At 72.4% G+C, this 7,306-nt stretch carries 5 protein-coding genes and 1 tRNA gene; 4 read left to right on the top strand and 2 right to left on the bottom strand.

The window, feature by feature from the left end:
- Positions 1-54 precede the first annotated feature (54 nt).
- Both KBI44_13830 and serS read right to left on the bottom strand, forming a co-directional pair.
- Positions 55-144: transfer RNA gene (locus KBI44_13830), tRNA-Ser, on the bottom strand.
- A gap of 168 nt (positions 145-312) precedes the next feature.
- Positions 313-1,593, bottom strand: a complete 1,281-nt coding sequence (serS, locus tag KBI44_13825) for a serine--tRNA ligase (GenBank protein ID MBP9145560.1) — start codon at positions 1,591-1,593, stop codon at positions 313-315.
- Between the two features lie 155 nt (positions 1,594-1,748).
- On the opposite strand from serS, the gene KBI44_13820 reads away from it, so the two are divergent.
- Genes KBI44_13820 through KBI44_13805 form a run of 4 tightly spaced genes read left to right on the top strand, consistent with a single transcriptional unit; the run spans position 1,749 to position 7,283 of the window.
- Complete coding sequence (locus tag KBI44_13820) at positions 1,749-3,041, top strand: hypothetical protein (protein MBP9145559.1); 1,293 nt, start codon at positions 1,749-1,751, stop codon at positions 3,039-3,041.
- Positions 3,038-5,359, top strand: a complete 2,322-nt coding sequence (locus KBI44_13815; GenBank protein ID MBP9145558.1) for a hypothetical protein — start codon at positions 3,038-3,040, stop codon at positions 5,357-5,359. Before KBI44_13820 ends, KBI44_13815 begins: the two co-directional genes overlap by 4 nt.
- Complete coding sequence (locus KBI44_13810; protein MBP9145557.1) at positions 5,350-6,315, top strand: glycosyltransferase family 2 protein; 966 nt, start codon at positions 5,350-5,352, stop codon at positions 6,313-6,315. The genes KBI44_13815 and KBI44_13810 overlap by 10 nt, the downstream gene beginning before the upstream one ends.
- A complete protein-coding gene (locus KBI44_13805; GenBank protein MBP9145556.1) occupies positions 6,312-7,283 on the top strand; it encodes a glycosyltransferase family 2 protein in 972 nt (323 codons plus the stop codon). The genes KBI44_13810 and KBI44_13805 overlap by 4 nt, the downstream gene beginning before the upstream one ends.
- The last annotated feature ends 23 nt before the right edge of the window (positions 7,284-7,306 follow it).

The following is a 7,306-nucleotide window of genomic DNA, read 5'->3' as shown; positions in this document are numbered from 1 at the left end:
AACGGCGCGCCTACCGGGGTCCTGGCGCAGCAGTAGGCCGCGACGCGAGGAGCATGGCGGAGGGGGAGGGATTCGAACCCCCGGGATCCGTGAGGACCCAGCGGTTTTCAAGACCGCCGCGATCGACCACTCCGCCACCCCTCCTTTTCGAGACGACCGTCAGTCCGGGCCCGATCGCGGCGTTGGACTTCCTCGGCGATCGCTCAACGTACCCAAGTACGTCTCGCGCTCTCCTCGGGCGCCCGCCTTGCGCTCGGACCCGTCCGGACGGTCCTGTTACAGCTGAGTCTACGCAATCAGTGGGGGCCTGCGTCAGCCTTCCCTGACGATGCGCGGGAGGCCGGGGAGGTAGGGGCGGAGTTTCTCGGGGATGGCGATCGAGCCGTCGGCCTGCTGGTAGTTTTCGAGGATGGCGACCAGAGTGCGGCCGACGGCGAGGGCGGAGCCGTTCAGGGTGTGGAGGTGACGGGGTTTTCCGCCCTCGGTGCGGCAGCGCAGGTTGGCGCGCCGTGCCTGAAAATCGCCGCAGTTCGAGCACGAGGAGATCTCGCGGTAGGTCTTCTGCGACGGCAGCCAGACCTCGAGGTCGTAGGTCTTGGTGGACGCGAAGCCCATGTCGCCGGTCGACAGGCAGATCACGCGGTACGGCAGCTCGAGCAGTTGCAGCACGCGCTCGGCGTGGCCGGCCATCTCCTCGAGCTGGGCGAAACTGGTCTCCGGCGTGGCGAGCTGGACGAGCTCGACCTTGTTGAACTGGTGCTGGCGGATGAGGCCGCGCACGTCCTTGCCGTAGGAGCCGGCTTCGCTGCGGAAGCAGGGCGTGTAGGCGGTGTAGCGCAACGGCAGCAGGCTCTCGTCGAGCACCTCTTCGCGGTGCAGATTGGTGAGCGGCACTTCGGCCGTCGGCACGAGGTAGTAGTTGGTGCCTTCGAGATGGAACAGGTCCTGCTCGAACTTGGGCAGATTGCCGGTGCCGACGAGACTGTCGCGGTTGACGATGAACGGCGGCAGGACCTCGCGGTAGCCGTGCCTGCCGGTGTGCAGGTCGAGCATGAAGGAGATCAGGGCGCGCTCGAGGCGCGCCGCCGCGCCGTAGTAGACCGTGAAACGCGCGCCAGTGACCTTGGCGCCGCGCTCGAAATCGAGAATACCGAGGTCGGTTCCGAGGTCCCAGTGCGGCTTGGGCTCGAAGTCGAACTCCCGCGGCGTGCCGACGACGCGCTCGACCCGGTTCGCGGTCTCGTCGCTGCCGACCGGCACGGAGGCATCGGGCAGATTCGGAAAACGGAGCTCGAGTGCGGCGAGCTGCTCGTCGAGGCCTGCGAGCGCGGCTTCGAGGCTCTCGAGCCGGGCCTTGATGCCGCCGACTTCGGCCATCAGGTCGTCGGCAGGCTCGCCCTTGCTCTTGCGCGCTCCAACCTCGCGGCTCGCTTCGTTGCGCCGCCGCTTGAGCTCGTCGATCTCGGTGACCGCCCCGCGGCGCTCGGCGTCGATCTGCAGCCATTCGTCCAGGGTCGCCGGACCCTGGCCGCGGTCGATGAAGGCTCGACGAATTCTCTCGGGATCGCTACGCAGGAGCTCGCGGGACAACATGGTGCGCGAAGCTTATCAACGGCCCCGCCTTCCCGCTCGTAGACTCCGGTGAGCCGCATCGATCGCAGCCGGATCGACCCCGAAAGGCTAGGATCGCAAGCGAATCTCCGCTCCCATGTGCCGCTACCGCGCCGACAGCGACTCTTGATCCGACCATGAGCCCGCCCTTGCCGCCCCCTTCGAGCGCGCGACTGCCTCTGCGATCCCGGCGCCCGAGGCCTGCGACGCTTGCCGACCTCACGCTTCGAACGGCACTGCCGGCGGCGATGCTCCTTGCCGCAACGCTCGGTCCGGCCCTCTCCGGGCGCTCTTCGGCCACGGCGGAGACCCTCTTTCTGGCGTTCTGGGCCGCCGCCGTCTTCGCACCGCTTTCGCTCCTCGGCACCGCGCGCCGGCCGGTGCATGTGGGACTCGGTCTCGCGGCGACGCTGCTCGTCGCCACGGTGCCGCCCTCGGGTGGCTTGCGGCCGGCGGCCGTGGCGGCGCTCCTCGCGCTCTCGGTCCTCATCCTCGGCAGCCTCGAGCTCGCCGCCCGACCGGTCCCCCGACTCCGCACCTGCGCAGCGCTCGCGCTGGCGATGGCGCTCGTGCTGCACGGGCACCGCCTCTACGTGGAAAGCGTGGAGGGCCGGGCGCTTTCCACCTTCGCCCTGCTCGTCTTCCTGCCGGGAGTCGCTGCGGCGCTCGCCGCGCTTCTCGCGACGGGTCAGGGACCGGGCGCGCCCCGCAGGGCGACCGCCGTCGCGCTCGCCGTTCTCCTCGCTCCGCAGCTCGCCGCGGAGCCCTGGTGGGTCGGGCTCGTCTTCGTCACGGCGGGGCTTGCGTCCGGCCTCGGATCCGAGGCCGGAGCGCGGCTCGCACACCGCGGCCTCGTTCTGTTCGCCGCGGCGTCGCTCCTCGCCGGCAGCTTTCCCTGGCTGCGCGCCGCCCCCGTTGCGACGTTGCTCGGCGCGGTGGCGTCGCTCGACCGGCCGGTGGCCGAGCGGCTCCTCTCGGAGCGCGCTGTCGTGCTGACCCAGGCCTCGCCGCGCATGGCACTCGAGCTCTCCGGCGTCGCGGTGGGATCGCTGGTGGTCGATTCCTATCTCACCCACGGCGTCGCGCTCGCCTGCGGACAGGAGATCGCCGCGCTCACGCTCGCCGAAGAACCGGACGAGAGCGGCAGGCGGGAAGGGGCCCGGGCTCCCTGGAACGGCGCCCTGGTCGCCGGCCGGGACAGCGCCGAATGGGCGGCCGGCCGATCCGACGTCGCGGCGCAGCTCGCCTGCCCGGCGCCGCAGCCCTGGATCTCCTGGATCCCCGGCGCCGGCCGCTTTCTCGGTCAGACGACTCGTGCCCGTTTCGAGCTACCGCAGGCGCTCGGCGCGCGGCAGCTGGTGCTCGAACGCCACCCCGGTCTGCCGGCCGAAACCAGCCTCGCCATCTTCTTCCTGGCCACCGAGCGATGAGCCCCGCCGGAGCGAGCCCCAACCCGAACCCGGTGCAGCGCACCGCCTGGCAGGTTCTCGCAGCCTCGGCGGCGAGCTTCGCACTCGCCGCCCTCCTGCCGGCACTGCCGCTCGGCGGCGTACGCGGCATGGTGGTCGTCCTGCCGGTCGTCGCCGCGCTCTTCGCGTCGGTCAGCCGCGCCGCGGGAGATCGAACCTCCGCCTTGGAGCTCGGACTCTGGGGGGGCTGGATCGTGCTCGCGCTGCAGCACTTCACGCTGGGAGTTCCGGGCTCGTCGGAGCTCGTCGCCGCCAGTGGACTCGTCCTGGCCGGCGTCCGCACCCTCCGTCTCGCGGTGCGCCTCCGGCGCTCGGTAGCCGGGCCGTCTCTCTGGCCCTTCTTCGCCCTGCCGCTGGCGCTCTACCTCTTCGCCTGGCCCTGGACGACGACGGCGCGCGCCCCCGACGGCGACGAGCCCTACTACCTTCTGCTCACCCACAGCCTCGCCGAAGACGGGGACGTCGATCTCGCCGATGAGTACCGCGATCAGGCCTGGCGGAGCTTCACGACCGTGCCGGTCGAACCTCAGCCCGGCGATCCGACCGGGACGAACGCCGAGTTCTATTCCCGGCACAGCGCCCTCCTGCCGCTCGCACTCTCGCCGCTCTATCTCCTCGCGGGACCGTTCGGCGCCCAGCTCGGCATGCTGGCATTCGCCGCGGCCGCGGCAGCCGCCGGCCTGCAGGCGGCGCGAGCCTGCTATCCGCGCCGGCCTCGCGGCCTCCTCGCCGCCTGGATGATCCTCGCCTTCGCTCCCCCGCTCCTGCTCTTCGCCGGACAGTTCTGGGTCGAGGTCCCGGCCGCGCTGCTCGTCGCCCTGATCTGCCGCTCGCTCGTGCGGCTCGACCCCGCCCGCCGGGGATCGGCCGGGCCGAGGTCGGCCACGACGCGCTGGGAGCTCCTCGCGCTCGCGCTGCCGCTCGTCGCTCTGCCGCTGCTCAAACTGCGCTTTCTCGCCCTCGCCGTGCCGCTCGGCGCGCTGGCCATCGCCCGCTTGCGCGGCGCCGGCAGGCGGCGGCGCGAGCTCCTGCTGCTCGCCTCGGCGACCCTCCTCGGCCTCGGGCTGTGGAACTTCTGGCGCTACGGCAATCCGCTGCGCATGTATGCCGGCAGCGACCTCGCGATCTTCGCCGTGCCGGTGGGAGACCAGGTGCGCGGTGACTTCGGCCTGTTCTTCGATGTCGCGTTCGGTCTCTTCGCCCTCTCGCCGATCTGGCTCCTCCTCCTGCCGGCCCTGGTTGTCGTCGTCTGGCATCAGCGTCACAGTCGGCCTCGTGATCCCGCCGCGGAGTCGGTCGTTGCCGCTCCCCCCGGCCGGCTGGCTCCGATCTCCGAGCTCGTCGCCCTCCTGCCCTATCTCCTGCTGATCGGCATGCGCCGCGAATGGTATGGCGGCTGGTCGCCGCCCTTCCGCTACGGTGTCGTTCTGCTGCCGGCGTTGGCGATGCTCCTGCCGCCGCTTCTGGCCCGGAGGCGCCCGGCTTTCGGCCTGCGGTGGCTCGGCGCGGTGCTCGCGGCGCTCTCCGCCCTGCTCGCGCTCATCTACCTTGTTCATCCGGCCTGGGCCTACAGCCTGGCGGACGGCTCCAGCCGGATTCTCGACGAGCTCTCCGCGGGCTCGACCGTCGATTTCGTGCGGTTCTTTCCCTCCATGGTCCGGACACGCCCAGCGACCTGGATCGTGCCGCTCTTCGTGACGCTCGTCGTCCTCGGGATCGGCTGGCGGGGCGCCGGCCGGCGGAGCCCTCGCGCGCGAAGCAGCGCGGCGTCTTTCGCCTGGCCGCTCGCGGCGCTCTCGCTGCTTCTCGGCTGGAGCGCGCTCCTGCTCGCGGCCCAGAAGCTCCCGACCGCGCGCATCGAGTTCGAAGACACCTGGGTGACGCGCCGGGGCGGGGCGCTCTTCCCGGAACGGTGGACCGTCGATCGCACACGTTTCGACGGCGGCTGGGCCTTGCGGCCCGGGGCCGAGATCGCGGTCGTCCCGGTCGCCGGCGGGAGCACCTGCCGGCTCGTTCTGCGGGTCGCGCCGTTCCCCGGGCCGCAAGCCGCGCTCGCCCTCGAGGTTCGCGCCGGCGAAAGGCTCGTTGCGACCCTGGACCTGCCCTCGCCGGCCGACCCGGCCGTAGTGTCGGCCGGCGAGCTCGGTTGGCAGACGCTCGCCGCCGGGCCGTTCGCATTCACTGCCGGAGAGCCGCTGAGCTTCCGCGCCGCCGGTTCGACGCCCGCAGGTGCGGCGGGGTTCTTCGTGCTCGACCGGGCGGAGGTCGAGTGGCGCTGAGCGGACCGATCTCGGCCATCTCCGCCATCTCCGCCATCGTGCCCTCGCTCGGGCACTCGCCGTGGCAGGACGAGATGCTCGCCGCCCTGCGCCGCGAGCTCGCAACCGAGGATGCGGAGCTGGTCTGGGTGCACCAGGGCGCAGTCCCCGCACCGACACTCGACCGTCCGCGCGAGCGCCTCCTGAGGCTACCGCAGCCGGTCGGCTTCGCCGCCGCCGCCAATCTCGGACTCGTCCACGCCGATCTGCGGAGCACCGCCATCGCGCTCGTCAACGACGACCTCATTGTCGAGCCGGGCTGGCTCGCAGCGCTCGCCGGCGAGCTGGGCCGGCGACCGCGCGCGGCTGCGGTGCAGGGCGTCCACCTGGAGCTCGACCGTCCGGAACAGGTCGAAGGCTGCGGGATCGGCTGGAACCGCGCCTGGCAGGCGGTGCAGGTCGGAGCGGGCGAGCCCCCGCCCGAAGCGAGCGCAGCGCCGTTCGAGCTCTTCGGCGTCTCGGCCACCGCCGCCCTCTACCGGCGCGAGTCGCTCGCCGGGGTCCTTTTCGACGAGCGGCTCGGCAGCTACTACGAGGACGTCGAGCTCGCCGTGCGGTTGCGCGAGGCGGAGTGGGAGAGCTGGTGCGTCCCCGCGGCATGCGCCCGGCATGCCGGCCAGGCGACGGCCGGCCGCGCGCCCTTCGGCCGCTGGCGGTCGATCCATCGCAACCGGCTCCTGGTACTCCGGCGACTGCTCGGCAGCGAGTTCGCCTCCGCTCTGCCGCGCCTCGCGGCGCGCGATCTGCGCGATCTGCTCCGCGCCGGCCTGCGCTTCGACGGCGCCCGCGCCCTGGGCGTGGTCGCCGGCTGGGCGGGCGCACTGCCACGGCTCGCGGCCTTCGCGCCGCCGTCCGTGCTGGCCAGCCGGCGCGCGCTCGCTGCCGCCGCGCGCTTCCGGATAGGCTCGGCGGCGTGACGACACCGGAGCTCTCGACCATCGTCGTCGCCTGGCGCGCGGCCGACGACGTGGCCGAGTTGGTCGCCGGCTGGCCGGACGACCGGCGCTTCGAGCTCCTCGTCGTGGACCAGGATGGCGATCTCCCGGAGCGCCTCGGCAGGTCCTTCGCGAGGGACGGAGCGCTGGCCGGCAACATCCGGTTCCTCTCTCCCGGCAGAAATCTGGGCTTCGCGGGCGGCTCGAATTTCGGTGCCCGCGCGGCGCGGTCCGAGCTCCTGCTCTTTCTGAATCCGGACGCCCGCCCCACCGGGGGGGCCCTCGCCGCCGTCCGTCTCGCCTTCGAGAGCTCGCCTCGGGTCGCCGGAGTGGTACCGCGTCTGGTCGGCTTCGACGGCAGCTCCCAGGCGGGCTGGCAGCTGCGCCGCCTGCCGACACCGCTCGCCCTGCTCGCCCATGCCCTGTTCTGGAATCCGGGCGGCGGGCCTGCCGTCGAGCCTTCGGCAGGCACACCGATCGAACAGCCGGCGGCCGCGGCGCTCGCCCTGCGCCGCAGCATCTTCGACGCGGTCGGCGGCTTCGACGACGCCTTCTTCCCTGCCTGGTTCGAAGACGTCGATCTCGCGCGACGGCTCGCCGCGCGCGGCCACCAACTGATCTACCTTCCGGCAGCGCTCTTCCGGCATCGCCAGGGCAGCTCCGTCGGCGCCCTGGGCTACGGCGCCTTCCTCACTGCCTACGACCGCAATCTCTGCCGCTACCTCGACAAGCACCACGGCCACGGTTGGGCGCTCGCCTTTCGCGCCCTCGCCGGGCCGGCGGCTCTCGGCCGCCTGCTCCTGCTCCCGCTGCGCCGGCCGGCGCGCGCTGCGAGCCGCGGCCAGGCGGCGCAGGCGCTGCTCCAGGTCGCGGCCGGGAGCCTCTCCGGATGGGCCCCGTCAGCGCCGGAGCCGAAGGAGCTCCACAACCCTCTGGAACCTTCGGCCTGAGGCCCCTCGCTTCGATGGCTTCG

This window comes from Thermoanaerobaculia bacterium, from assembly GCA_018057705.1.
Classification (GTDB): Bacteria; Acidobacteriota; Thermoanaerobaculia; order Multivoradales; family JAGPDF01; genus JAGPDF01.
Note: the sequence above shows the minus strand (reverse complement) of the source record. Positions and strands in the feature narration are given on the sequence as shown.

What these genes read in the sequence shown, in the direction of transcription:
- KBI44_13815 (MBP9145558.1), top strand. Translation starts at nt 3,038, where the DNA reads ATGAGCCCCGCCGGAGCGAGCCCCAACCCGAACCCGGTGCAGCGCACC.
- KBI44_13820 (MBP9145559.1), top strand. Translation starts at nt 1,749, where the DNA reads ATGAGCCCGCCCTTGCCGCCCCCTTCGAGCGCGCGACTGCCTCTGCGA.
- serS (MBP9145560.1), bottom strand. Translation starts at nt 1,593, where the DNA reads ATGTTGTCCCGCGAGCTCCTGCGTAGCGATCCCGAGAGAATTCGTCGA.